At 62.6% G+C, this 26,299-nt stretch carries 21 protein-coding genes; 9 read left to right on the top strand and 12 right to left on the bottom strand.

What is annotated here, in order from left to right; genetic code table 11:
* Nucleotides 1-42: 42 nt before the first annotated feature.
* Nucleotides 43-1,992: a S9 family peptidase gene (locus MRBLMS1_RS29575; RefSeq protein ID WP_485883972.1), complete on the top strand. Its 1,950-nt coding sequence runs from the start codon at nucleotides 43-45 to the stop codon at nucleotides 1,990-1,992.
* 1 nt (nucleotide 1,993) lies between these two features.
* Here the strand turns inward: MRBLMS1_RS29575 and MRBLMS1_RS29570 are convergent, their stop codons facing one another.
* From MRBLMS1_RS29570 to MRBLMS1_RS29560, 3 genes are all read right to left on the bottom strand, one after another.
* Nucleotides 1,994-3,946, bottom strand: a complete 1,953-nt coding sequence (locus MRBLMS1_RS29570; RefSeq protein ID WP_139090536.1) for an acid phosphatase — start codon at nucleotides 3,944-3,946, stop codon at nucleotides 1,994-1,996.
* A 95-nt stretch (nucleotides 3,947-4,041) separates the two neighbouring features.
* Nucleotides 4,042-6,192 carry an FUSC family protein gene (locus MRBLMS1_RS29565; protein ID WP_485883969.1) on the bottom strand — a complete coding sequence of 717 codons (2,151 nt, stop codon included), beginning with the start codon at nucleotides 6,190-6,192 and terminating at the stop codon, nucleotides 4,042-4,044.
* 90 nt (nucleotides 6,193-6,282) lie between these two features.
* The gene (locus MRBLMS1_RS29560; RefSeq protein ID WP_485883967.1) at nucleotides 6,283-7,971 is read right to left on the bottom strand and encodes a M14 family zinc carboxypeptidase; all 1,689 of its coding nucleotides are present in this window, start codon (nucleotides 7,969-7,971) and stop codon (nucleotides 6,283-6,285) included.
* Between the two features lie 149 nt (nucleotides 7,972-8,120).
* Here MRBLMS1_RS29560 and MRBLMS1_RS29555 point away from each other — a divergent pair, with 149 nt between their 5' ends.
* Entirely contained in the window at nucleotides 8,121-8,690 is a 570-nt protein-coding gene (locus MRBLMS1_RS29555; RefSeq protein ID WP_485883965.1) for a hypothetical protein, read from the top strand.
* Nucleotides 8,691-8,758: 68 nt separating this feature from the next.
* On the opposite strand, the gene MRBLMS1_RS29550 is transcribed toward MRBLMS1_RS29555, so the two are convergent.
* The 6 genes from MRBLMS1_RS29550 to purB form a co-directional block, all read right to left on the bottom strand.
* Nucleotides 8,759-10,912, bottom strand: a complete 2,154-nt coding sequence (locus MRBLMS1_RS29550; protein ID WP_034745584.1) for a S46 family peptidase — start codon at nucleotides 10,910-10,912, stop codon at nucleotides 8,759-8,761.
* A gap of 306 nt (nucleotides 10,913-11,218) precedes the next feature.
* Nucleotides 11,219-11,488, bottom strand: a complete 270-nt coding sequence (locus MRBLMS1_RS29545) for a GlsB/YeaQ/YmgE family stress response membrane protein (protein ID WP_034745587.1) — start codon at nucleotides 11,486-11,488, stop codon at nucleotides 11,219-11,221.
* A gap of 166 nt (nucleotides 11,489-11,654) precedes the next feature.
* Nucleotides 11,655-12,230 (bottom strand): YceI family protein, encoded by a 576-nt coding sequence (locus tag MRBLMS1_RS29540; RefSeq protein WP_456147923.1) that lies wholly within the window; start codon nucleotides 12,228-12,230, stop codon nucleotides 11,655-11,657.
* A 138-nt stretch (nucleotides 12,231-12,368) separates the two neighbouring features.
* Nucleotides 12,369-12,923: a YceI family protein gene (locus MRBLMS1_RS29535; protein WP_485883960.1), complete on the bottom strand. Its 555-nt coding sequence runs from the start codon at nucleotides 12,921-12,923 to the stop codon at nucleotides 12,369-12,371.
* Between the two features lie 46 nt (nucleotides 12,924-12,969).
* Nucleotides 12,970-13,494: a cytochrome b gene (locus MRBLMS1_RS29530; RefSeq protein WP_128141670.1), complete on the bottom strand. Its 525-nt coding sequence runs from the start codon at nucleotides 13,492-13,494 to the stop codon at nucleotides 12,970-12,972.
* Between the two features lie 185 nt (nucleotides 13,495-13,679).
* A complete protein-coding gene (purB, locus tag MRBLMS1_RS29525) occupies nucleotides 13,680-15,059 on the bottom strand; it encodes an adenylosuccinate lyase (RefSeq protein ID WP_128141671.1) in 1,380 nt (459 codons plus the stop codon).
* Between the two features lie 275 nt (nucleotides 15,060-15,334).
* On the opposite strand from purB, the gene MRBLMS1_RS29520 reads away from it, so the two are divergent.
* The 5 genes from MRBLMS1_RS29520 to MRBLMS1_RS29500 all read left to right on the top strand — a co-directional run bounded on the left by MRBLMS1_RS29520 (nucleotide 15,335) and on the right by MRBLMS1_RS29500 (nucleotide 22,811).
* Nucleotides 15,335-15,949, top strand: coding sequence for a glutathione S-transferase N-terminal domain-containing protein (locus tag MRBLMS1_RS29520; protein ID WP_128141672.1), 615 nt, complete (start codon nucleotides 15,335-15,337; stop codon nucleotides 15,947-15,949).
* 7 nt (nucleotides 15,950-15,956) lie between these two features.
* Nucleotides 15,957-16,985 (top strand): LacI family DNA-binding transcriptional regulator, encoded by a 1,029-nt coding sequence (locus MRBLMS1_RS29515; RefSeq protein ID WP_485883957.1) that lies wholly within the window; start codon nucleotides 15,957-15,959, stop codon nucleotides 16,983-16,985.
* Nucleotides 16,986-17,295: 310 nt separating this feature from the next.
* On the top strand, nucleotides 17,296-19,590 hold the full coding sequence (locus MRBLMS1_RS29510) for a TonB-dependent receptor (protein ID WP_485883955.1): 2,295 nt from the start codon (nucleotides 17,296-17,298) through the stop codon (nucleotides 19,588-19,590).
* A 15-nt stretch (nucleotides 19,591-19,605) separates the two neighbouring features.
* Nucleotides 19,606-21,486 carry an alpha-amylase family glycosyl hydrolase gene (locus MRBLMS1_RS29505; RefSeq protein ID WP_485883953.1) on the top strand — a complete coding sequence of 627 codons (1,881 nt, stop codon included), beginning with the start codon at nucleotides 19,606-19,608 and terminating at the stop codon, nucleotides 21,484-21,486.
* Entirely contained in the window at nucleotides 21,483-22,811 is a 1,329-nt protein-coding gene (locus MRBLMS1_RS29500; RefSeq protein WP_485883951.1) for an MFS transporter, read from the top strand. The genes MRBLMS1_RS29505 and MRBLMS1_RS29500 overlap by 4 nt, the downstream gene beginning before the upstream one ends.
* Before the next feature lie 55 nt (nucleotides 22,812-22,866).
* Here the strand turns inward: MRBLMS1_RS29500 and bfr are convergent, their stop codons facing one another.
* A complete protein-coding gene (gene bfr, locus MRBLMS1_RS29495) occupies nucleotides 22,867-23,343 on the bottom strand; it encodes a bacterioferritin (protein WP_034745609.1) in 477 nt (158 codons plus the stop codon).
* Nucleotides 23,344-23,765: 422 nt separating this feature from the next.
* Between bfr and MRBLMS1_RS29490 the strand changes: the two genes are divergently transcribed.
* Nucleotides 23,766-24,446: a Fe2+-dependent dioxygenase gene (locus MRBLMS1_RS29490; RefSeq protein WP_035822772.1), complete on the top strand. Its 681-nt coding sequence runs from the start codon at nucleotides 23,766-23,768 to the stop codon at nucleotides 24,444-24,446.
* A gap of 219 nt (nucleotides 24,447-24,665) precedes the next feature.
* On the opposite strand, the gene MRBLMS1_RS29485 is transcribed toward MRBLMS1_RS29490, so the two are convergent.
* Nucleotides 24,666-25,367: an energy transducer TonB gene (locus MRBLMS1_RS29485; protein WP_128141676.1), complete on the bottom strand. Its 702-nt coding sequence runs from the start codon at nucleotides 25,365-25,367 to the stop codon at nucleotides 24,666-24,668.
* A gap of 17 nt (nucleotides 25,368-25,384) precedes the next feature.
* Nucleotides 25,385-25,600 (bottom strand): (2Fe-2S)-binding protein, encoded by a 216-nt coding sequence (locus tag MRBLMS1_RS29480; RefSeq protein WP_034745611.1) that lies wholly within the window; start codon nucleotides 25,598-25,600, stop codon nucleotides 25,385-25,387.
* A 413-nt stretch (nucleotides 25,601-26,013) separates the two neighbouring features.
* Between MRBLMS1_RS29480 and MRBLMS1_RS29475 the strand changes: the two genes are divergently transcribed.
* Nucleotides 26,014-26,298, top strand: coding sequence for a FeoA family protein (locus MRBLMS1_RS29475; protein WP_034745614.1), 285 nt, complete (start codon nucleotides 26,014-26,016; stop codon nucleotides 26,296-26,298).
* The last annotated feature ends 1 nt before the right edge of the window (nucleotide 26,299 follow it).

The raw sequence follows: 26,299 nt of genomic DNA, 5'->3' as shown, positions 1-26,299 counted from the left end.
CGCGCTTGCCGGCGGTTTTTTTTATTTCTAACCGGAATTTACATGATGAAAATAACTGATCTGGCCGCCTGCGGCTTGCTGGCAAGCAGCCTTCTGAGCACCACGGTACAGGCCGCTCCTGCAACCGGGCCGGCATTGCGCGATTACCGCGCCGTGGCCCTGTCGGCCAATGGCCAGCACATCGCCGCCATCGAGTCGAACAAGGCGGGCGAGCAAGCGCAGCGCCCGCACGCTGCCATCGTCGTGCGCGACGCCGCCAATGGCGCCATCGTGCAGCAATTCGATCCGTGTGCCGTGTGTTCTTATGACAAGCCCAGCTGGTCGCCGGATGGAAAACAGCTGGCCTTCATCGGCTACGACGCCAAGGCGGGCACGGCGCAGCTGTACCTGGCCACCCTGGCGCAGGCGCCAGTGCGCATGTTGACCAGCATCAAGGGCGTAGCCAGCACGGCGCGCTGGTCGCCGGACGGCAAGCAACTGGCCTTGCTGGCCACGGTCGGCGCGCGCAAGCTGGCCGGCGCCGTCGAGGCGGGCGCGCGCCAGGTGGGCGAAGTGGGCAGCGAAGACGATGCCCAGCGCATCGCCGTCGTGCCTGCCAGCGGCGGCGAGCTGCGCTTGCTGTCGCCAAACGACACCTATGTGTATGAATACAGCTGGACGCCCGATGGCCGCGGCTTTGTCGCCACCAGCGCGCAAGGCAATGGCGACAGCAACTGGTGGGTCGCCAAACTCAGCCATATCGATGCGGCCACGGGCGCCCTGCGCGTGATCGCGTCACCGGCCATGCAGCTGAACCTGCCCTCGGTTTCGCCCGATGGCAAGACAGTGGTCTTCATCGGCGGCCTGATGAGCGATTTCGGTTCCATCGGCGGTGATATCTACACGGTGCCGCTGGCCGGCGGCACGCCGCGCAATGTGACACAAGACTATCGCGGCACCTTCAATGGCGTCGTCTGGCGCGGCGCCCGTTTGCTGGCAACGGCCCTGATCGATTCGCAGCTGGCGCTGGTGCCCGTCGATGCGCAAACGGGTCCGGCCCAGCCCGTGCTGCTCGGAGAAATCAGCAGCAGCGGCAGCGATGGCCGTCTGTCGTTCAGCGCCGATGGCTTGCAAGCGGCGGCCGCACAGGAAGATTTTACGCACGCCAGCTACCTGGTGGCGGGACCGGTGGCCCAGCTGAAAAAGATCACGCGCGACAATGACGGTTTTGCGCCGCAGCTGACGGTGCAAAACGTGGGCTGGAACAACGAGCAATACAAGGTGCAGGGCTGGCTGCTGGGGCCGTTGAAGACGGACGCCGGCAAGCGCTACCCGATGGTCGTCAACGTGCATGGCGGCCCTGGCGCGGCGGCTTCGCCCCGTTACGTGGGCGCGGGCACCCTGATCCACGAATTGACGCAAAAAGGCTATTTTGTCTTCCTGCCCAATCCGCGCGGCAGCTTTGGCCAGGGCCAGGCTTTTACGCGCGCCAACATGGCGGACTTTGGCGGCGGAGACTGGCGCGACATTCTTGCCGGCATCGACGCGGTGCAAAAAGTGGCGCCCGTCGACGGCGAGCGCCTGGGCCTGATCGGCCATTCATATGGCGGCTTCATGACCATGTGGGGCGTCACGCACAGCGACCGCTTCAAGGCGGCCGTGGCGGGCGCGGGCGTGTCGAACTGGATCAGCTATTACGGCCAGAACGGCATCAACCAGTGGATGATCCCGTTCTTTGGCGCGTCCGCGTATGACAATCCGGCCGTCTACCGCAAGGCCTCGCCCATCGAATCGATCAAGGCGGCCAAGACGCCGACCCTGATCTACGTGGGCGAGCGCGACGTGGAAACGCCGGCCGCCCAGTCGTTGGAATTCTGGCACGGCTTGCGCGCCATGGGCGTGCCGTCCAGCCTGTTCATCTATGACGGCGAAGGCCATTCCTTCCGCAAGCCCGAGCACCAGCGCGACTTGCAGAAGCGCACCGTCGGCTGGTTTGAACGCTACCTCAAGTAGCTTATACGTCCAGGCGCAGCTGCAAGCCCGTTGCCGTGTACGTCGGCGTCACCTTGAAACCCTCGACCGTGATGCTGTCGAACTTGCCTTTCAGGCTGGCGGCCTGCAGCACGGTCAGGGTGTCGCCGGCGGCCGGCTTGTAGCCGTTCTGGAACGTCACCTTCAGGCTGCCGCCCGCCACCGTCATCTGGCCCGCCACGCTCAGGCGGCCTTGCTGTCCGCTGCCCAGCTTCAATTCCAGGTTGCCGGTGGCCAGCTGCGTGTACTTGCCGGCCAGCGCCAGGCCGGACGGGGCATTGCCGACCAGGGTGCCGCCGCTGACATACACGTCGCCCTTGCCGAAGGCCGTGGCCGACAAGCCTTCCAGGCGGCCCCCTTCCAGCTGCGTGCCGCCGCTCCAGCTATTGTTGCCGCCCAGCTTCAGGGTGCCCGTGCCTTGCTTGTTCAGCTTGCCCGTGCCGCCGATGTCGTTGCGCCAGCGGTCGACGGCGTAGAAGCCGCCCTTGGCCGCATCCATGCTGATGACGACATTGCCCGTGAAGACGGCATAGCCGTCGGCGGCGGCAAACAGGTTCAAGCGGCCCCAGCCTTCAGCATCGTCCATCACCGGGTAGCCCGATGGCAAGGCCGTTGTTTTTAGCACCACGCGGCGCTGTGCGTCGGACAGATATGGCAAACGCGTTTCCAGCAGCACTTCCGCGCCTTTCGGCACGACGGCCGGCGCATTGGCGGCGCCCGTCTGCGCGAAACCGAAGGTCAGGCGGCGGATATAGGCGGCCTTGGTGCTGGCGTAGTCCGCAAAGCGGTCGTTGGCGCCGGTGCCCGAATGGGCGTAGTCATAGAAGGTGTCGGCCGTGGTGCCGGTTTTCGCCATCAGTGTCGTGTGCGCCTGCGTCACGGCGGCGGCCTTGGTGGCGGCCGTTGCCGGGTCGAGCAGGTTGGCGGCGACGATGGCTTGCGCCTGCACGCGGCCGCTGATCACGTCGAGCGGCGAATGCATGCCGGCGATGATGCGGTTTTCACCGAGTTCCAGGCCCCGCGCCACCATTTCCTGGTAGCGCTCGGGCAAGGCATACGCCATGCCCAGCGCACCGCGCACGGCTTCGGCCGAATGGCCGCTGGTAAAGCCGCCATCGGTGGCGGGCGTAGCGCTCCTGGCCGGCAGCAGGGCCGGGATCACGGCCACGTTGCTGCTCCAGCGGAACGGGCGCGCATATTTGTAGAAGCGCTTGGCCGGTTCCGTCGAGCCATTGTTGCCCATGGCGTTGACGAGGCCCACGACGTTGCCGAACTCGGCATTGGCGCTGCCCGCCACGCCCGTGTTGCTGCCGCTGTCGTTGTAGAGTTTGCTTGTCGCATCCGGCGCAATGTCGGTGATGCTGGTGGTCTGGCGCGCCGCGCTGCGCCAGGCGTCCGTCAGCGGACCCATGCCGTCGGTGATGCTGTAGCCCTTGCCGCGGCGGTCATCGAGGTAGGCGGCCAGTTCCTGCGCCGGCGTGCGGCTGGTGGTGGCTTTGACGACGAAATCGATGTTCGCATTGTGCACGCTGGCATTGACGATGGTGCCGCCCGGCGTGCCATCGTTGGGCACGCCCGTCCAGGCGGAAGGCACGACCGCGGGGAAGCCGTCCACGGCTGGCGCCGAGACGCCGGCATCGACGATTTCCGTCAACGGTTTCCAGATGTCGAGCATGCCGGCCAGTACGCGCACGCCCGCATTCGTGGCGGCCGTGGCGTAGCGCGCGTCGCCGCGCTGGTTGCTGGCGATATTGTCGACAAAGGGGATGGCCGTGGCCGATGGCGGCGCCGTGTCGGGCGCGCCCTGGTCGGCGGGTGCGGCGGGAATGACGAGCGCTGCTTCCTGGTGGTCGGAACCGCCGCAGGCGGCAAGGGCGAGGGCGGCGCTGATGGCCAGCGCCAGCGGCAGGCGCCGGCTCAGGGGAAATGCGTGCATGGATGACCTTGGCTGGAAGTGGAAAAACCATGGCAGCATAGAGAGGCCAGATGACCTCCTGATGACACCACTTGCGCCAGGGCGCCCCCAGAAGATTATCTGGGCGCCACGATATGCACGATCGCCGCGCTATGCACCACGATCTTGTCGGCATCGGCCTGCAACAGGCGGATGCGTCTTTTGACCAGCGGCCAGCCCGACCAGTCCACTTCGCTCACGGGCGGTGCGGCAGGGGCCGCCAGCGGGGCGCTGATGGCGGCCTTGTTGTCGAGCTGATCGAGCGCGCGCGACAGGGTCAGACACACTTGCGTATGGCTGTGGCCAAGCAGGGCGTTGACGGGCGCGACGGGCAACTGGCTGGCATGGCGTCCCAGGATCGAGCGCAGCGCCGCCACGTGGGCGACCAATAAATAATTTTGCACGATAAACAGGTTGATGTCTTCCACGGCCCGCTGCTTGCTGGCCGGTTCGTCGAGCATGCGCACCAGGGCCGAGCTGAGCGCGGCCAGGCTGTCCATCAAGCGCTTGCGTTCGATGCGGTAGGCGAAGTCATCGAAACATTTCCCTTGCAGCAGCGCGAAGCTGGCCTGCATATAGCTGAGGTTCACGTTCAGCACCTGGCGCACGAGGCGAGGCAGGCTCTGGTATTCCCAGTTGGCCAGCACGAAGCTGAACACGGTGGCCACTGCCGCGCCGATCAGGGTGTCGATCAGGCGCTCGCTGACGAGGTTCGGGTTGCTGGGCGCCACCAAATGCATTTGCAGCAAGATCATCAGGCTGACGGCAATGGCCGTGTAGCGGTAGCGCAAATAGATGAAGGTGGGCGTGGCCACGATGGAGAGGAACAGGATGGCCATCAGCACGATATTGCTGTGCACGAAACGGATCACGATGGCCGTGATCACGCAGCCGATGATGGTGCCAATGATGCGGTCGGCGCGGCGCTGGCGCGTCATGCTGAACGTGGGCCGCAGGATGATGACGATGGTGAGCACGATCCAGTAGCTGTGCGCCGCATACGGCAGCCAGTGGCCGATCAGCAAGCCAACGGAAATGGCCATCGAGACGCGCAGGGCAAAGCGGAATACGGGCGAGTCCAGGCGCAAATTCGACAGCAGGGTCTTCAGTTCGTATTTTTGCTGCGACAGGAACGGCGCCATGTCCGCACCGCTCCAGAACGGCACGTTGTCATACACTTTTTGGCTGGCCAGGTGCAGCTCGGCGATCATTTTCAGAATGGCGCGGATCTTGTTGCGCTGCGCGCGCAGGGTCGCCAGCGCTTCCTGCGCACTGTCGCCCTTTGCCTGCAGTCGGGCAATTTCCGCTTCGATGTCGGCCCATTCCTTGTCATAGCTGATCTGCGCATACGAAGCGCGCTTGCGCGTGACGGCGTAGGCGACGGCTTCGATGTCGCGCGCCGCCTTGTAGGCCAGGTCGTGCAGGGATTTCAGCACGTCGGAGTCGGCCAGGTGCTGGCGCAGCAGCGCGTAATCCGTGTGCGTCGAGAGTATCAGTTCATACAGATCGAGCATGCAGACGTGCACTTGCACGACGATGGCGTCCTTGCTGTTCTTGTGGCTGCGCAGAATCAAGTCGCGCGACGCCTGCTGGCGGTCGGCCAGGATGCTTTGATGGCGCACCAGCTTGTTGAACTGCTCCGTCAGATTGAAACGCGTATCGTAGAAATCGGCCTTGATGTCGATGTAGGCGGCCAGTTCGAACAGGGCTTCGGCCAGCACTTGCTGCTTGATGCGGTGGCGCAAGACCCAGGCGATGGCCATGGCATAGGCCAGATAGATCAAGCCGCCCAGCATGAACAGGCCTGCGTGGTGGAACGATTGCTGCCACGTCATCTGATGCTCCATCGACATGGTCATGATGAACAGGGCGGCCAGTTGCAAGGGCATCGATTTCTTGCCGTACACCACCATCATGCTGGCGAGGAAACTGACGAGCACGAGTACCGTCATCAACAGCCACTGCACGGGCCCGCACAGGCTGATCAATAAGGTCACGGCGCTGCACAGCAGCACGGAAGCGAGCATTTCGTTGAACTTGTGGCGCAGCGGGCTGGGCATGTCCATCAGGGTCGTGCACAGGGCGCCGATGCACACCGTCATGGCGGTGGCGCTGTCGCTGATTTCCTGAGTCAGCAAGGCCAGGCCGACCAGGCCGATGGCCACGCGCAAGCCCAGGTAAAAATAATGGCTGTAAATAAAGGTGCGCAGGTTCAGTGCGTAGTGCATGGGATTACCTTGTGGGCAGGGCACAGAAAGAGGCGCCGCACCGGGGTCTCCGATGCGGCGCCAGGATGTTGCAGTCGCTACAGCCCCGAGTTACATCAGGGCGATCACAGGATAACGCCGCCATTCCGGCTCGGCAAAGCGCTGGCAGTGTGCAAAAATGAAGTCGAGCACGGCTTCCTGATTGCTCAGCAAGGCCGGGTTGGCCGCTTTCCAGTCGGCAAACTTAGCCGCCAGCGCCGGCTCGTCGCGCAGCAATTCGAATGCCATGTCTTCGAACACATAATCGGAAAACGCTTCTTTCTTCTCCAGCACGCTGTTGAAGAAGCCCCAGCGGAAGAAGCTGTCGTGCGCCTGCGGCTCCAAGGTTTCCACGGCGTAGCGCGCGTTGTCCTGGGCCAGGCTGATCACATAGTCGCCCGCTTGCACGGTGAACTGGCCCGTGCGCGCTTCCAGTTCCACCGTGTCGTGGAACATATGGCCTTCGTAGGCCGTGGCGCGCGTGCCGACCTTGGTGATGTGGTAGTAGCGCGCCGTTAGCGTCTGTTCGGTGGTGATGCGGCTCATTTCGACGCCGTTCCAGCGCAGGCGCTCGATGACTTCGCGCCACGCTTGCGGCACGATATAGGCTTTCGGCGCGGCCACGGTGACGTCCGCATCGAAGCGGTTGTAATACTTGATATCGCGTTCCCACGGCTGCGAGCGGTCGTAGGACAGGCGCTGGTAGTCGCCGAGGATACTCGGCGTATATTGCGCCGCATAGCCCTTGAAGGGGAAGGTCGACGGCTGTTCTTCGTTCATGGTCCAGTGGATGGGCCACTGGGCTTGCGTGCGACCCGCCGCCTTGGCTTGCGCGCGCATTTGCTTGATCTGCTCGCCGTGTTCCACCGTGAATGCCATCGTGATGTCGAGCAGGGCGCGCATGGAAGCGTAGCGGTCGGCAAACGGTTTCAACATGTGCGTTTCCGGCATGAAACCGATGACGTGATGCAAGGCCGCAAAGCCGGTCGAGAAACGCGGTACTTCGAGGAATTCGGCGATGCCGTGGTCGGGGCTGTCCTTGACAGGGTTCACATACGGGCAGGTGGGCCAGCCGGCCTGTTCCATCTGCGCAAAGATGTGCGGCAGCATGGTGTCTTTCAGGAAGGGACCCAGGCCATTGCCCAGCTTATCCGTCTGCGTGTGGATCAGGGTCATCGTGTACGGGTAGTCGGCGCCGTTCGACGTATGCGTGTCGACCATCACGTCGGGGTCCCAGCTGGCCAGCAGGCGGTTGAACACTTGCGCGTTCAGGCTGTCGCACTTGATGAAGTCGCGGTTCAGGTCCAGGTGGCGGCTATTGCCGCGGAAACCGAATTGCTCCGGGCCATCCTGGTTCACGCGCGACGTGTTGGCGCGGTTCAGGCTGCCATCGACGTTGTAGATGGGAATGAACAGCAGCACGGTGCTGCCCAGCGCCGCCAGGCGTTCCGGCTGCGTGCACAGGTCGCGCACGATGGCCATGCAGGCGTCGATGCCTTCCGGTTCGCCCGGATGGATACCGTTGTTGTTGAAGAACACGGTGCGGCCCGCGCGCTTGATCTGTTCACGGTCGAACACGCCATCGGCGCTGACGACGCCAGCGTGGATGGGCACGCCCGAATCGGACAGGCCGATCTGTTCGAAATGCAGCACTTGCGGATAGCGTGCGGCGAGATCTTTGTAGAAGGTGATGCATTCCAGCCAGGTCGTGGTCTGGTTGTGGTTACCGAGTTCGTAGGTCGTGCGCAAGTCTGGTGGCATAGCGGTCTGAGTCTGGGAGGGGGAAGGCGCGCTGGGTAAGTACGCCCGCTAGGGGCCAATTGTAGCACCGGCGTTGGCGCCTTGAGGCGCGGCAGAGGGACTGGACCGCACTTGTGTTATGAATAGGTTTCACGCGCGAGGGAGACGGCATGGGCAAGACGGCGATGGCGGTGTTGCTGTGGTGGGCTTGCCTGGCGGCACAGGCGGCGCCATTTCGCTTGCCAGCAGGCAAGGGACCCCTGGCGCAGGGCGGGTCCGTCATCGCTGCCGCGCAGGGCGCGCTGATACGCTACCGGGGCTGGCTGCTGGCCATCGATGGCGCCGTATCGGAGGAGCGGTCCGATGTCGTGCTGACGTCGGCGCGGGCGGACCACGCGCCGCAGCTGCAGATGGGATCCACGCAGCGCAGCTTGCCCCTGTGGTCAGCCTTCGAACTCGTCAAGGGTAGCGCGCGCCTGCGCATCACGGCGCTACCCGGGCCCGATGAGCTTCCCGCGTTGCTGCTGGACTTTGGCGATGGTGATTATCGCATCGTGATTCCCGCCGGCGCCATCGCGCGGCAAGCGTATCCGCTGCTGGCGCAGCGCTTTCCCGGCGCCGACCTGGCCTTGCTGCTGCACGATGGCCGGCGGGTGATGCTGCCCTTGGGAAGTGGCAGGGCGCAAGTGTTTGGCGAGGAACAAGCGGTGCCGTACCGCTTTACCAAGGTCAAACGCTAGGCGAAAAAAAGCCACTCCCGCAGGAGTGGCTCAGGCTAAAGCGCCCGTTGCCGGGTTATTGCTTCTTGTTATTCAGCGCCCATTTCTTTCAGCAGGTTGTCTGCGTGGTCGATGTGTTTCATGTTCCACAGCATGTAACGCAGGTCGACCTGGATCGAACGGGTGTTGGCCTTGTTGTAGTCCCAATCGGAAATGATCGAGTCCAGGGTGCCGTCGAAGGCCAGACCGATGAATTCGCCTTTGGCGTTCAGGGCAGCCGAACCGGAGTTGCCGCCGGTGATGTCCAGGGTCGCCAGGTAGTCGACCGGTACGGTTTTCAGCTTCGGATCGACGAATTTACCGAAGTCCTTGGCTTTGATCGCGGCCAGTTGGTTTGCCGGAGCATTGAACTCGCCCTGGCCCGTGGCTTTGGCGGCGACGCCATTGACGGTGGTGAAGGCAGACCAGGTGGTGCCGTCGGCGCCATGGTCGCGGCCGGCTACTTTGCCGAACGTCACGCGCAGGGTGCTGTTGGCGTCAGGATAGACGGCTTGGCCCTTGCTCTTCATGAAGGCGATTTTTGCTTTCATGTAGTTGGCGTACGCTTGCTGGATCTTGCCGGCCAGTTCTTCGTCTTCCGCTTCGTTTTTCAGCGAATCCGGATACATGGCGACGGCTGCCTGGATGAAGCTGTCCTTGCTGGCCTGGAATTCGGCTGGCGTGCGTTTCAGCCATGCTGCGCGCTCGGCCTTGTCGGCCAGCTTGCTGCCTGCATACAGTTTGTCCAGAGCGGCGGACAGGTCGGCTGGCGACATGCCATCCTTGATGCCGATGGCGGCGTCGAAGCTGGCGCGGCGTTGTGCTGCCGGTTGCGCGGCGTACTTGGTCAGGCTGTTCAGTACCAGCGCCTTGTCGACTTTTTCATCGTAGGTGCGCTCGACCGAAGTGATGCCCGCTTCCAGGCGTGGCAAGTCGCGCGTCTGGTAGCCGGATTTGCGTTCCGTATCGGCCTTGGTGCCTTCGTTCGACAGGCGGTACAGGCTGCGTGCCGTGTTCAGCAGGCGTGGCTGTGCGTAGCTGAGGAAGAAATCGCGCTTGGTGTCGGCATCGCGCTCGGCGATCAGCTTTTCCACTTGCTCGATGTCGCCGGCAAATTCGGCCTTGCGTGCCGGCGTGGCGTTGACCCAGGTCTTCAGGGCTTCATGTTCCGCCGTCTTGCGCGCCAGGAAGTCGCTGCCGGCGTACGAGTCCAGCATGCCTTGGCGGTTCTTGTAGTAATTGTTCACGCCGGCAACTTGACCCGCGTATTTCAGGGCAACATCCTTGTTGTCCTTGGTTTCGCGCGCGATGATGGCCAGGGTTTCGCCCGATGCTTTCACGAAGGCCGGGTAGTTCCAGTCAAACGTGTACGCCACTTCCGATGGCAGGCGGTGACGGTTGGTGCGGCCAGGGTAGCCCAGGACCATGACAAAATCGCCTTCTTTCAAGCCATCCTTGGCCAGTTTCAGCACGTGTTTTGGCTGGTACGGCACGTTGTCCTTGCTGAAGTCGGCAGCCTTGCCGTCCTTGCTGACGTAGGCGCGGTAGAAACCGTAGTCGCCCGTGTGGCGTGGCCACATCCAGTTGTCGGTGTCGCCGCCGAACTTGCCGACGCCCGCTGGAGGCGCGTGCACGAGGCGCACGTCGCGGATTTCCAGTTGCTTGATCAGGTAGAACTCCAGGCCGCCGTAGTAGGCGGACACGGTGCAGCGGAAGCCAGCTTCTTTTTCGCATTCGGCGACCAGTTTCTTCTGGTTTTTCTCGATCGCGTCGATGCGTGCCTTGCCTTGCAGCTTGGCCACGTCGGCGGTGATGATCTTGTCGCTGACATTGGTCACGGCCGAGGTGACGAAGATGCGGCTGCCTGGGGAGGCCGGCAATTCTTCAGCGAAAGTCTTGGCCAGGAAACCGTTGGCCAGCAAATCGCGCTCTTTGGTCGAATTGACCGCCACGCTGTTGTAGACGCAATGGTGGTTGGTGGCAACCAGGCCTTGCGGCGAGACGAACGACGCCGAGCAGCCGCCCAGGCTGACGATGGCGCCCATCGGGAATTCGGTCAGTTTGGTCAGGTTGGTCGGATCGAGTTTCAGTCCGGCCGCTTTCAGTTCCTTGGCTACTTGTGGCAGCTGTTGGGGCATCCACATGCCTTCGTCGGCGTGTGCGAAGTTGCTCAGGATGGCGAGCGCGATGAGAGATTTTTTCATTCGAGTTCTGTTCTTTTACATTGTAGGGAAGTCGGAATCAACGGAGTACCCGCTGATTGTGCAGCGGGCGACATAGAGTATCCGTATCGAACTCGCACTAGTCAATCACATTTTCCGGGCAGTATGTTCGCATGTGCTTGCCTGAATGGCATGATTTTGGGGCGCCTACGGGCTGGAACCGGCTGCCAGCGCGCATTTTTCCGCGTGGCGGTTGTGGTATTTGTACATACTTGTCCTGGCGGCAATGAAAAATGGCCGGGCGCTTGCGCGGCCCGGCCATGTGTTGCTGCGCTGCTTTTTGACTGCTTAGCGTATTTTGCCGCGGCGCAAAAGATTCACGATGCCCAGCAGGATCACGGCGCCCAGGAACGAGACCAGCAACGAAGCCAGGCTGAAATTGTCGCTATTGATGGTGCCCGTGCCGAACAGCGGGGCCAACAGCCAGCCGCCCAGGAAGGCGCCGACGATGCCGACGATGATATTGAGGAAGATGCCCTGTTGCGCATTGGTTTTCATGACCATGCTGGCCAGCCAGCCAATGACGCCGCCAATAACGATCCAGATAATGAAATTCATGTAGTCCTCCGCGCGATGGATAAGGGGGTGTGCCATGTCAGAACAACATCATGCCAATGGATAGTGATGCCGCACGATAGAAAAGTCCAGCGGATTCGCGTGGCGCATGCAAAAGCCCGCCTGGCTGCGGGCAGCGAGGCGGGCTTGTCATGCGGCAAGGCTGTGTTTAATCGGCCTTGATGGCTTCTACCTGGATGGCCAGCTTGACTTCCGGCGAGAACGCCGGCATGCCGTAGTTCAGGCCAAAGTCGCTGCGCTTGAATTCCGCCGTGGCGTCGGCGCCGCACACTTCACGCTTGTAGCGCGGGTGCATGATGCACTTGAACTTGCTCACGTTCAGCTTGACGGGCTTGGTCACGCCCAGCAGGGTCAGTTCGCCATCGACTTCCACCAGCTGCTCGCCGTTGAACTTGAACGACTTGCTCTTGTAGGTGATTTCAGGGAATTTCTCGACGTTGAACATGTCCGCTTTTTTCGCGTGCGTGTTCATGGCGTCGAGGCCGAAGTCGATCGAATCGGCATCGATGACGAGGTCCAGGCTGCCCGTCTTGGCGGCACGGTCCAGGGTGACCGTGCCCTTGGTCTTGTTGAACTTGCCGCGCCACACGGACATGCCCATGTGATCGGCTTCAAAGCTGGGGAACGTATGCGTCGGGTCGAGGTTGTAGGTGTCGGTAGCGGCCATGGCCGAACCCGCGCCGGCGGCTGCCAGCATGGCGATCATCAAGTGCGAAAATTTCATGCAGATCCTATAGTTGAACAGGTTTTGGGGTTGTTTTTTATAACGGCTGAAAAACGTTCAGGGCAAGGCGCCTTGCCGAAGGCAGTACGAATGTACGACGAGGCAAGAGCAACGCAGCCATGGACGTTTTCTCAGGTGTTACTGCGCTGCGACGTGGAATTTAATTGTGACTTCATCGGCGACCATGCTCGTGTCTTTCCACTCGCCTTCGCCGATGTTATAGGTCAGGCGCTTGATCGGCAGGGCGCCGTCAAATGCATATTTGCCGCCATCGGCTTTCACCGCCAGGGGGAAGGTCACGTCGGTGGTCTTGCCTTTGATGCTCAGCTTGCCGGTCACCGTCAGCTTGCCCGCGCCGGCCGCCTTGATGCTGCTCGAGACAAAGGTGGCTTTCGGGAACTGGGCCGAGTTGAACCATTCTTTCTTGGCCACTTCCTTGTTGTACTCGGGGTCGCCAATATCGATGCTGGCCGTCTCGATTTCCACCGATGCCTTCGAGGTGTCCGGCGCGGCAGGGTTGTAATCGATGGCGATATTGAACTTCTTGAACTTCGCTTCCACGGGCACGTTCATTTGCTTGAACACGGCCGATACGCTGGTCTTGGCTGGATCGACTTTCAGCAAGGTGGCGGCGGTGGCGGCCACGGACAGGCCCAGCAGGGAAGCGAGGACGATGCGTTGGGTGGTTTTCATCTTGTTTTTTTCCTGTAGTTTTTCAGTGAGCAAGGGGAAGTCGGTGTTACGGCAACATGCGCTTGAGGACGCCATCGCGGTCGATGAACTGGTGCTTCAGCGCCGCCAGCACATGGGCGGCCACGGCGGCGGCCATCGTCATGTTCAGAACATAATGAATCTCTTTTAAAAGCGGCTTAAGTTCCGGGTTCGGCGCCATGATGACGGGCAGCTGGAACAGGCCCAGGTAGACCACGGGCACGCCGGCGGCCAAGGTGTACAGGTAGCCGGAGACGGGCACGGCGAAGATCAGGAAGTACAGCAGCACGTGCATCGCGTCGGCCGCCTTCTTTTGCCAGGCAACCATGCTGGCCGGGTGCGGCGGCGGCACATTGGCCTTGCGCCACAGCAGGCGGATGGCGGCGATGGCCAGCACGGTCACGCCCAGCCATTTGTGCCACGAGAAATATTTGAGCTTGGTGGGCGTCAGGCCGGGAATGTCGACCATGACCAGGCCCATGACGAAGGCGCTGATGATCAGCAGGGCGGTCAGCCAGTGCAGGATGATGGCGGTGATGGTGTAGCGTTGCATCGATGGCTTTCTTGAAAGTAGTACGTATTAGGACTAATTCGGCCTAATATACCAAAGAAAAGCAAATTGCGCTGCGTGCCGGAGATTCTACAAGAAAGATTGCTGTAAAAACCGCGGGGCGGGCAGCATTTGTGTGCTGGCCGCCCCGCAGGAGTGGGATAGCAGGATCCCCATGTGGAAACTGCTTAGATGGCTTTGGCCAACTGCGCGGCGATGCCGATGTAGTTCGCTGGCGTCATGGTCAGCAGCACGTCCTTGGCATCCTGCGGAATGGCCAGGCCATTGACGAAGGTTTGCAGCGCTTCTTTCGAGATGCCCTTGCCGCGCGTCAGCTCTTTCAGCTGCTCGTACGGGTTTTCGATGCCATAGCGGCGCATCACGGTTTGTACGGGCTCGGCCAGCACTTCCCAGGTCGCGTCCAGGTCTTGCGCCAGGCGTGCGTGGTTCACTTCCAGCTTGTTCAGGCCGCGCAGGCAGCTGTCATACGCCAGCAGCGTGTAGCCCAGGCCCACGCCGATATTGCGCAGCACGGTCGAATCGGTCAGGTCGCGCTGCATGCGCGAGACGGGCAGTTTTTCCGACAGGTGTTTCAGCACGGCGTTGGCCAGGCCCAGGTTGCCTTCCGAGTTCTCGAAGTCGATCGGGTTGACCTTGTGCGGCATGGTCGACGAACCGATTTCGCCCGCTTTCAGCTTTTGCTTGAAGTAGCCCAGCGACACATACGTCCAGATGTCGCGGTTCAGGTCCAGCAGGATCGTGTTGGCGCGCGCGAAGGCGTCGAACAGTTCGGCCATGTAGTCGTGCGGTTCGATCTGGATGGTGTACGGGTTGAAGACCAGGCCCAGGCGCTGTTCGATGACGGCCTTGGAGAATGCCGGCCAGTCGAAGCCGGGGTAGGCCGACAGGTGGGCGTTGTAATTGCCGACGGCGCCATTCATCTTGCCGAGGATTTCCACTTGTTCGATGCGTTTCACGGCGCGCTGCAAGCGGGCCACGACGTTGGCAAATTCCTTGCCCAGGGTGGTCGGGCTGGCCGTCTGGCCGTGCGTGCGCGACAGCATCGGCACGTCGGCATTGTCGTGCGCGATCTGCGTCAGCTTGGCCACCAGGCCGTTCAATGCAGGCAGCATCACGCCATCGCGCGCGGCTTTCAGCATCATGCCGTGCGAGGTGTTGTTGATGTCTTCCGAGGTGCAGGCGAAATGGATGAATTCCGACGCCGCCACCAGTTCCGGCACGTCCGCCACTTGTTCCTTCAGCCAGTATTCAACCGCCTTGACGTCATGGTTGGTCACCGCTTCGATGGCCTTGATGCGGGCCGCGTCGGCTTCCGAGAAATCGGCTGCCATCTTGTCGAGCAGGGCGCTCGCTTCTGCCGAGAACGGCTTGATTTCAGCGAAACCGGCTTGCGACAGCGCTTGCAGCCAGGAGATTTCCACTTTCACGCGGTGGTGCATGAAACCGGCTTCGGACAGGATCGGGCGCAGCAGATCGGTCTTGCTGGCGTAGCGGCCATCGAGCGGAGACAGGGCCGACAGCGTGGAATACGGAGTAGTAGAAGTCATGAGAGCGGACGCAAGTTAAAGAAACGGTTGGCGTGTGGCGCGCGGGGAGGATAGGGATTGCAATACAGCAACACTGACGGCGCCACAGTAAAGGGCGATTTTACCACCGCTGGCCGCTGTCCAGCCGTCCGTCGGCTGCGGATGGCCCCCATGTTGGCCGAATCCGGCCCCGATGCGGCGTGCCTGCCACACACTGGAGGCCGCCGGGCGCGTGCTGCCAAACACCGCTGCCGCCGATGCTATACTGCTAGCTGCTCCTTTACCTTAAAGTACCTATGAAACTGATCGGTTCCCTCGCCAGCCCGTATGTCCGCAAAGCCCGTATCGTGCTGGCGGAAAAAAAGCTCGACTATGTCTTCGAGCTGGAAAACGTGTGGGCGCCGGAAACCCGCATCGCCCAGGCCAATCCCCTGGGCAAGGTACCCTGCCTGGTGATGGAGGATGGCAGCACGCTGATCGATTCGAAAGTCATCGTCGAATACCTCGACACGCTCACGCCCGTCTGTAAACTGCTGCCGGCCGGCGGCAATGGCCGCGAGCGGGCCGATATCAAGAACTGGGAAGCGCTGGCCGACGGCATCCTCGACGCGGGCGTGCTGGTGCGCCTGGAGCGCACGCAGCGCCCGCCCGAGCAGCAAAGCGCGGCCTGGATCGCGCGCCAGCTGGAAAAAGTCACCCTGGGCCTGGCGGCGCTGGAAGCACGCCTGGGCGAGAGCGCCTATTGCGCCGGCAAGAACTACACCTTGGCCGACGTGGCCGTGGGCTGCGCCCTGGGCTGGCTCAGCTTCCGCTTCCCGGAAATCGACTGGCGCGCGGAGCACCCGGCGCTGGCGCGCCTGTTCGACAAACTGTCCGAGCGCCCATCGTTCAAGGACACCGCGCCGCAGTGAGCGCACGATGACTGGCAACGATTCGAAGGCGCAGCAACGCCTGCAGATGGCCGATATCGCGCGCCTGGCCGGCGTGTCCACGTCGACCGTGTCGCGCGCGCTGAGCGGCAGTTCGCTGGTCAATGAAGAGACGCGCGCGCGCGTCATCGCGCTGGCCCGTTCGCTCAAGTATTCCATCAATATCGGCGCGCAAAACCTGCGCCTGAAACAGAACCGCACGGTGGGCGTGGTGGTGCCGTATGACGCGGCCACGCGCCAGCACCTGTCCGATCCTTTTTTCCTCAGCATGCTGGGCAGCCTGGCCGATGCGCTGACGGAGCAGGGTTTCGACATGCTCATTTCGCGCGTGGATGCGGAAACGCTCGATGCGGCCGCCCTGTCCTTCGACAGCGGCCGCGTGATCGGCATCATCCTGATCGGCCAGTGGCGCCACCATGAACAACTGAACCAGCTGGCCGCGCGCCAGGTGCCCATCGTCGTGTGGGGCGCGCAATTGCCGCAGCAACTGTATTGCACCGTCGGCGGCGATAACGTCGCCGGCGGCAGGCTGGCCACCGAACACTTGCTGGCGGCGGGGCGCCGGCGCATCGCCTTCTTTGGTGACGCCAAGCTGCCCGAAGTGGCGCAGCGCCACGCGGGCTATGCGCAGGCGCTGGCCGCGCAAGGACTGGCACCCGATCCGCAACTGTACGTGGCCGGCTCCTTCCTGCCGCAGGGCGGCGCGACGGACGTGCAGGAACTGCTGGACCGCCAGCTGCCGTTCGACGCTATCTTTGCCTGCAGCGACTTGCTCGCCATGAGCGCCATCAACGCCCTGCGCGCGCGCGGCGTGGCCGTGCCGGAACAGGTGGCCGTGGTTGGCTACGACGATATCGAACTGGCCGCGTATTTCCACCCGCCGCTGACCACCGTGCGCCAGCCGATCCGGGCCGCCGGACGCGCGCTGGTGGCTTCGCTGCTGGCGCTGGTCGATGGCACGCCTGCGCCATCGCAGCAATTGCCAACCGAGCTGATCGTACGCGCCTCGGGCCGCTGAGGCGTGGCCGCAAGGGATTGCAACCGATTGCAATAATTTCAAATTTATTCGTGAATTTTCATGCTGCACAGCAGCATGAAAAAGCCTGGGATCACGTCGATTCCCGCCTGTTTGCCTCTGTATCGCCCGTAATATTCCCTTAAAAACAACACCATTTCGATGTTGCAGTGCTCTATTGCAATCGATTGCAATAAATTCTTATTCGTTCAATAATGACGTACCGGCTCAGCCAGCGCGCCACGGCATGCGGCGGCCAGTACCCATAACAAGCGGATACCTCGATGTATCGGCATACAACACTGGAGACAAAATGAACGCACATACTGCTCAACGCGGCTGCATGGCTGCCGCCGTCGCCCTGGCCATGCTGCAACTGGGCGCCGCCCACGCGCAATCGGCCGCCGACACCGCCAGCGCCGCTCCCGCCGATGGCCTGAACCTGGAACGCATCGTGGTCACGGGTACCACCGGCGGCACGTCCAAAATGAAATCGAGCAATTCCGTCAGCAGCATGGAGCTCGACACCATCCTGCACAACGCACCGACCAGCGCGGCCGAAGTCCTGCGCTCGGTGCCGGGCTTGCGCGCCGAATCCTCGGGCGGCGAAGGCAATGCCAACATCACCGTGCGCGGCCTGCCCATTTCCGCTGGCGGCGCGCGTTATGTGCAGATCCAGGAAGACGGCTTGCCCGTGCTGCAGTTCGGCGACTTCAACTTCACCACGCCCGACAGCTTCGTCAAGATCGATTCCACGCTCGACCACCTGGAAGTGGTGCGCGGCGGTTCGGCTTCCACCCTGGCCACCAATTCACCGGGCGGCATCATCAACTTCATCAGCAAAAATGGCAAGGAGAAGGGCGGCAGCGTGGCCATCAGCCGTGGCCTGGGCTATGACCAGACGAGGTTCGATTTTGATTACGGCGCGCCGATGTCGGAGCGCACGCGCTTCTTCATCGGCGGCTCCTGGCGCACGGGCGAAGGCATCCGTCACAGTGGCGTCAACAGCGAAAAGGGTGGCCAGATCCGCGGCAATGTCACGCATGAATTCGACAGCGGCTTCGTGCGCCTGTCGTTCAAGCATCTCGACGACCAGTCGCCCACGGCCCTGCCCGTGCCCGTCAGCGTGCGCAATGGCCGTATCGGGGAAATCGCCGGCATCGACCCGCGCCAGGCCAGTTTCTATTCGCCGTACTGGGTGCCCGACACGGTGCTGAACAAGGATAACCAGCGCGTGGCCACCCGCGTCAATGACGGCTTGCACGTCAAGAGCGATACCGTGGGTCTGGAAGCGTCGTTCAAGCTGGGGCAGGGCTGGAGCGTGAGCGAAAACTTCCGCTACGCCGACAATTCGGGGCGCTTCATCGGCGTCTTCCCGTCGAATAATGGCAGCGACGGCAGCTATGTGTTTGCCAGCGGCCCGAACCAGGGCAAGCCCTACATCGGTCGCACGTTTTCCGCCGTGGTGTTCAACACCTCGATCGACGACGCCAGCAACACCCTGAGCGACACCAAGCTGGCCAAGACCTTTGTCCTCGACAGCGGCAAGCTGACCACCACGGCCGGCCTGTATCTGTCGCAGCAAAAGCTGGGCCTGACCTGGAATTTCAACGAATACCTGATGCAGGCCACGGGTGACCAGCCGGCGCTGCTGCAAACGGCGAGCGGCACGCCAGGCTATATCGGCCCGGCCTTCGGCGCCTGCTGCTCGCGCGCCGTCGACATGGAATACCGCACGGTGTCGCCGTATCTGAACCTGGCCTGGGAAAGCGGCGCGCTGAATCTCGACGGCGGCCTGCGGCGCGACCGCCAGCATGCGAGCGGCACGGCCAACCAGGCCACCGGCGCGCAAGCGTATCTGCCGTCGACGGTGCAGCGGGTCGACTACACCCTGGGCCACACCTCGTACTCGCTGGGCGCGAACTACAAGCTGCAAGCGAATCTGGCCGTGTTTGCCCGCGTCAGCGAAGGCGTGGCCTTCAATGCCGACCGCATCCTGTTCGGCACACCGCTCGATGGCAGCGTACCGGTAGCCATCAACACCGTGCGCCAGCTCGAAGGCGGCGTGAAATGGCGGCGCGGCCCCCTGAGCACCTTCGTCACCGTGTTCCAGGCCAAGACGAAAGAAAGCAATTACGAAGCGACCACCCAGCTGCGCACGGCCAACAGCTATGAAGCGAAGGGCGTGGAACTGGAAGCGGCCTACAGCGCCGGCGACTTCCGCATCAATGGCGGATTGACGTTCACGGATGCCGAGATCACCGGCACGGCGGCGGCCGACGTGGCGCTGATCGGCAATACGCCGCGGCGCCAGGCGCGTGTCGTCTACCAGATCGCGCCCACCTATGAATGGGGGCAGGCTACCCTGGGCGCGAGCCTGGTCGGCACGGGCAAATCGTGGGGCGACGATGCGCACACGATCACCTTGCCCGCCTACCAGGTGCTCAACGCCTTCGTCAATTACCAGCTCACGCCGCAATTGCAGGTGGCGCTGACGGCGAACAATCTGCTCGACAAGATCGGCTATACGGAAGTCGAGGGCGATGGCCATGCGGCCCGCTCGATCACGGGGCGCGCCGTCAAGGTCAGCCTGAAATACGCATTTTAAGCAAGGATAGGATTCATGATGTCGATACGCAGCCCCCTGGCGCGCCTGCTGGCGCCGCTCCCCACGCACTTGCGCGACGATGCGGCGCGCCGCTATGCGCGCCAGGAGGCGGTCTTGCTCGACCGTTTGGGCAGTCTGTATGGCCAGCGGCCGGACTTCCTGCCCTGGCTGGGCGACCTGATGGAAAGCGTGGGGCGGCTGTATGCGGCCCGCGCCCCCGAGCTGCGGCAGCAGGATGCCCAGCGCGAAGCGCAACCGGACTGGTTTGCCAGCCAGTCCATGCTCGGTTACAGCGCGTACGTGCAGCGCTTTGGCGGCAGCCTGCAGGGCGTGGCGGCGCGCATTGCCCACCTGCGCGAACTGGGCGTGACGTATCTGCACCTGCTGCCGTTCTTGCGTCCGCGCGCCGGCGAAAGCGATGGCGGCTTTGCCGTCGCCAGCTTCGAGGAAGTCGATCCCGCGCTGGGCAGCAATGCCGATTTGCTGGCGTTGACGGCGCAGCTGCGCGCGGCCGGCATCAGCCTGTGCTCGGACCTGATCCTCAACCACGTGGCCGACGACCATGCGTGGGCGCTGGGCGCCAAGGCCGGCGATCCGCTGCTGCGCGATTTTTTCCACACCTATCCCGACCGCGTACAGCCGGACCGCTACGAGCGCACCGTGGGCCAGGTCTTCCCGCAGGCGGCGCCCGGCAATTTCACGTTCGTGCCGGAACTCGAGCGCTGGGTCTGGACCACGTTTTACCCGTACCAGTGGGATCTGAATTACGCCAATCCGGCCGTCTTCGCGGCCATGGCCGGCGCCATGCTGGGCCTGGCCAACAAGGGTATCGAGGTGTTCCGCCTCGATTCGACGGCCTTCCTGTGGAAGCGCGAAGGTAGCGATTGCATGAACCAGCCCGAAGCCCACAGCCTGCTGCAAGCGTTGCGCGCGATCGCCGCCATCGTCGCGCCGGGCGTGCTGCTCAAGGCCGAAGCCATCGTGCCCACGCCCAAGCTGCCCGCCTATTTCGGCAGCGATGCGGCGCCCGAATGCCATATCGCCTATCACAGCAGCTTGATGGCCGCCGGCTGGGGCGCGCTGGCCGAGGAAAGCACGGATTTGCTGCAGCAGGTGATCGCCGCCACGCCGCCGCTGCCGCCGGCCGCCAGCTGGCTCAGTTATGTGCGCTGCCACGACGACATCGGCTGGAACGTGCTGCTCAACGAAGCGGGCGCGAACGGACCGGCGCGCCTGGCGCGCATCGCGCAGTTCTTTGCCGGCGCGCCCGGCAGCTATGCGCGCGGCGCCGCCTTCCAGAGCAGCAGCGCCGACAAGGCGCATGGCAGCAACGGCATGGCCGCCTCGCTGGCCGGCCTGGAAAGCGCCGCCACGGTGCAGGAGCAGGAATACGCGTTGCGGCGCCTGCTTCTGCTGCATGGCCTGGCCTTGAGCTTTGGCGCCTTGCCCGTGCTGTACATGGGCGATGAACTGGGCATGACCAATGATCACAGCTACACGCAGCGGGCCGACCGGGCGATGGACAGCCGCTGGCTGCAGCGTCCCGCGTTCGACGACAGCCTGCTGGCATGGCGCCACGATGGCGTGAGCGCCAGCGGCCGGCTGTACCTGGCGCTGCGCCAGCTGGTCGACGTGCGCCGGCGCTTGCCGGCCCTGGCCGCCGCCGCGCCACGCAGCGTGCTGCCCGCCGGTGCGCCGGCCGTGCTGGCGCTGCTGCGCGGCGACGCGTTTCTCAACCTGAGCAACTTCAGCGGCGCCAGCCAGCGCTACACTTTGCCGGCAGGCGAATGGCGCAACAGCCTCGATGGCAGCGTGCTGTCCGGCACGGTGGGCTTGCAGCCCTGGCATATGCTGTGGCTGGAGCGTGAGCAAGAGCAAAAACGGGAAGCAGCATGAGCGACGCCGGCGCGCACCGTCCGCACCTGTCGTTCTGGCAGATCGTCAACATGAATGTCGGCTTTTTCGGCATCCAATTCAGTTTTGGGCTGCAGCAAAGCAGCATGAGCCCCATCTACAAATACCTGGGCGCCGATGAAGCGAGCCTGCCCTACCTGTGGCTGGCCGGTCCCATGACGGGGCTGCTCGTGCAGCCATTGATCGGCGCCATGAGCGACCGCACGGTGACGCGCTGGGGCCGCCGCACGCCGTACTTCCTGATCGGCGCCATCCTGTGCAGCCTGGGCCTGCTGGCCATGCCGTTCAGTCCCACTCTGTGGATGGCGGCCAGCCTGCTGTGGATACTCGACGCGGCCAACAACGTGACGATGGAGCCCTACCGCGCCTTTGTCAGCGACAAGCTCGACAAGAAGCAGCACTCGCTGGGTTTTCTCACGCAAAGTGCGTTTACCGGGCTGGGACAGACGCTGGCCTATCTGACGCCGTCGCTGCTCGTCATGCTGGGCATGAACAAGGACGCCGTCAATGGCAGCCATATCCCGCACATCGTCATCGCCGCCTTCATGATCGGCGCCGTGTTCTCGCTCGCCTCGGTGCTGTGGACCCTGAAGACGACGCCGGAAAACCCGCTCACGGCGGCCGAGCTGGCGGCCATCCGCAGCCGCCCGCCGGGCTGGCGCCACACGCTGGCCGATATCGGCGCGGCCCTGCGCGACATGCCACCGACGATGAAGCAGCTGGCCCTCGTCAACCTGTTCCAGTGGTACGCCCTGTTCTGCTACTGGCAGTACATTGCGCTGTCGCTGTCGGCCACGCTGTTTCACACGACGGACCCCGCGTCGCAAGGTTTCCGTGACGCGGGACTGCTGAACGGGCAGGTGGGGGCCTTCTACAATTTCGTCGCCTTTGTCGCCGCCTTCGCGCTGGTGCCGTTCACGCGCCGCTTCGGTCCCAAGCGCATGCACAGCGTGTGCCTGTGCGCGGCCGGCGTGGGCATGATGAGCATCCCGCTGATCCACAGCCCGGCGCTGCTGTTGCTACCGATGCTGGGCGTGGGCCTGGCCTGGGCCAGCATCATGGGCAATCCCTACATCATGCTGGCAGGCTGCATCCCGCCCGAGCGCACGGGCGTCTACATGGGCATTTTCAATATGTTCATCGTCATCCCGATGATCATCCAGATCTTCACCTTGCCCCTGTATTACCGCAGCTGGCTGGGCGGCAATCCGGAGAACGTCATCCGGCTGGCCGGCGCCCTGTTGCTGTGCGCGGCGGTGGCCGTGCTGTTCGTCAAACTGCGCCCGCCGCAGACCGGCAAGGCTTGACGGCAGGCGTAAAAAAACCGGCGCTGCCGGTTTTTTTCTCTGCCTTGAAGAACAATTACTCTTCAATCGCCATCTGGCTTTGCAGGTAGTTCTGGATGCCGACTTTGGCGATCAGGTCGATCTGCGTTTCGAGCCAGTCGATATGCTCTTCCGTGTCTTCCAGGATCATCAGGAACAGGTCGCGCGAGACGTAGTCGCCCGCTTTTTCGCTGATGGCGATGCCTTCCTTGACGGTGGCGTGCGCGGCGCGTTCCAGCTTCAAATCGCATTCCAGCATTTCCGGCGTGTTCTCGCCGATCAGCAGCTTGTGCAGCGCTTGCAGATTAGGCAGGCCGTCGAGCATCAGGATGCGGTCGATCAGCTTGTCGGCGTGTTTCATTTCGCCGATCGATTCTTCGTATTCCTTCTTGCCCAGCTTTTCCAGGCCCCAGTGCTTGTACATGCGCGCATGCAGGAAGTACTGGTTGATGGCCGACAGTTCGTTGGTGAGCTGTGCGTTGAGCATGCGGATGACTTCTTTATCGCCCTTCATGGGATTTCCTTTGTTCTGTATTGCGTTCGATGATGAAACCGCAGGCTGCTGGCGTTCACTGCCGGGTGGCGTTGGCTGCCTGGTGGCGCGCAGGTTGCCGGTTTCGCTATGCCCGCATGATAGCGCAAAATGCCGGCGATTTCCGGTGCTAAACGGCATTTTTCCGTCTTTTTAACGTAAATATCGTGCGAATAAAACCCATTCTCAAGTGGATTCCGTGTTTGCGCCGTTTTTTATTTGTTAAGGAAAATGAAGGCCATTCTCATTCGCGTTTCCGGCGCTGTTTTGCCGCCGCTGGCGCGCGTGCATGGCCGCGCTGAAAAGGCGGGAAATGTTCGTCCGTTCTTGCTTTTGTGCCTTCTTGGCCGACGCTGGCGATGCGATAATCAGGCAGCGATATTTACTGAAAAAAGGATAGCAAGATGATGCTGCATATACCCGGCGTGCTGACGCCGGAACAGGTGACGCAGTTTCGCCAGCGCCTGGCGCAGACGGACTGGGTCGATGGACGCGCCAGCGTCGGAGCGCAAGGCGCGCAAGTCAAGCGCAACCGCCAGCTGGCCGAAGGTTCGCCGCTGGCGCTGGAACTGGGCGAGATCGTCAGCCGTGCGCTGATGGCCAATCCGCTGTTCTTTGCCGCCGTGCTGCCGCTGCGCATCCTGCCGCCCTTCTTCAACAGCTATGCGGGCGGCGAGCACTATGGCCTGCATATCGATGGCGCCATCCGCACGCCGAAAAACGGCATGCAGTCGATGCGCGCCGACGTCTCGTCGACCGTGTTCCTGAGCGAGCCGGATGAATACGAAGGCGGCGAGCTGGTGGTGGTCGATGCGTATGGCACGCATGAAGTGAAACTGCCGGCCGGCGACGTGATCGTGTATCCGTCGAGTAGCGTGCATCAGGTGCTGCCCGTCACCAGCGGCGAGCGTATCTGCTCCTTCCTGTGGACGCAAAGCATGGTGCGCGAAGACTGGAAACGCAGCATGCTGTTCGAGCTCGATCAGAATATCCAGAGCGTGCGCGCGGAGCATGGCGACTCGCCGGCGACGGTGGGGCTGACGGGGCATTATCACAATCTGCTCAGGATGTGGGCGGAGATGTAAGGCTGGGGTCAGACCCCCGGCGACGTTGGCGCTGAACTGGGCGTTGGCGGTGTTGAGGGTCTGACCCCATAGCAGGCAAAAAAAAGTCTGCCTGGCCCGGGGATGTAGGCTGGCAGACTGAAACAAGCAAATCGCTTGACTAAAACGGGCGCAAAAAAGCAAGCAGGGCACAGGGTGCGGTGCTTGCGGGCTGGCAGCGGCCCAAGGGCCGCCGGGAGGCTAGCTCAGTTGGAAGGTCAGCGGTACTAAAACGTAGACGGGTACGGGCTTGCCGTTTTCGATCATCGGCTTGAACAGCGCGCGCTGGGCGGCCTGACGGCCCGCTTCATCGAGGTTGTTGTAGCCGGTCGATTTCTGGATCAGGATTTGCTCGGGCAAGCCTTTTTCATTGATCAGGATGCGCAGCACGACGGTGCCGCTTTCGCCCAGGCGGCGCGACAGATTCGGGTAGATCAGCTGCGGCGCCTTGATGTATTCGACGCTGCTGACGGTGCGCGGCGTCGCTGGTGCCGGCGGCGTCGGCGACGGTGCCGCTGGCGCCGTCGGCGCAGCGGTGGCGACAGGGGCCGCTTCGGCGCGCGTCGGCTGCGGCGGCGTGATCGTCGGTTCGCTCGGCGCCACGGCGATCAGCGGCAGCGGCGGAATGACGGCGCGCGGCACGGGGGCGCTCAGCTCCACGGTTTTCGGCACGGACGGTGCCGGCGGTTTCGGTGGCGCCGGCGGGGCGATGATGCTGATGGTCGTGATGGTCGGCATGGCCGCCGTGACGACGCGGCTCAAGAGCCCGCTCTGGATGGCGTAAAAGCCGGCGATATGCAGGACGACGATGGCCATCAGCGGCGCGAACTTGTTGCGCTTCTTGTCGAAGTCGGCAAATTGCTGCACGGCCTGCACCGTTACGGGCGGGGGCATCATCGTCATGGCATTCATCGCTTTCTTTAGTTTGTCAGTACAGCTCGCATCAATACGGTTTCTTGCAGCGCCACGGTGGCGTTCAGATGATCGTTCAGCACTTCCCGCGCGCAGGTGTGGCATTTGCCGCAGCAGGTGGCCACGCCCAGGTCGCGGCGCAGTTCGGCCATGCTGGACAGGCCAAGATCGACGGCTTGACGGATTTCACGATCAGATATGTTGTTGCAGACACATACAATCATTGATACACCTTCTGGCTGGAGGATGAACAGACACTAGTGCTGGAAAGCATTGTTGCTAGTGTTTTAATGAGAATCATTATCATTACGTTTCATTGTCGCGCAAAGTGCAGGACAATGCAAGCGATTTTGATCAAGTGTGCGGCAGTTGGCGGCCTGGAGCGGCGCATCGATATGCCATTTTTTCGGATGGTGCAGCCCTTGATGGGGGCGGCTCTCCGGGCTAAATAAAAACTATTCGCATTCATGTTTATAATGCTGGTATTGTCTCGGACGGTCGCCGTCTGGACATATTGAAAGGCCGCTTGTCGGTAATGCGCAACAGTTGCGTTTTACCTCACAACACCCACGTCAAACACGATGCGCCACGCGCAGCAGTCTGCCCCCGGTGTTCTTAATTTGAACGGAATTTGCTCATGACTCTAGTTCCACCCATGATGACGCTCGACGCGCTGGCAGTCGGCCAGAGCGGCACGGTGTTGCATATCACGCCCCACACGGCAGGACAGACGGAGGACGGCGTCGACCTCGTCCGCCGCCTGATGGAGCTGGGATTCGTTCCCGGCGAACGCATCCGCATGCTCAAGCGCGGCATTCCCGGCGGCGATCCGCTGGCCATCAAGGTGGGCAATGCCACGTTCGCGCTGCGCCGCTTCGAAGCGGCGCTGATTACGATTCAACCGCTGCTTCAACCGGAATGAC

Origin of the sequence: Massilia sp. LMS1-1-1.1 (assembly GCF_040815535.1) — a bacterium.
In the GTDB taxonomy this organism is placed as follows: domain Bacteria; phylum Pseudomonadota; class Gammaproteobacteria; order Burkholderiales; family Burkholderiaceae_D; genus Janthinobacterium; species Janthinobacterium aestuarii.
Note: the sequence above shows the minus strand (reverse complement) of the source record. Positions and strands in the feature narration are given on the sequence as shown.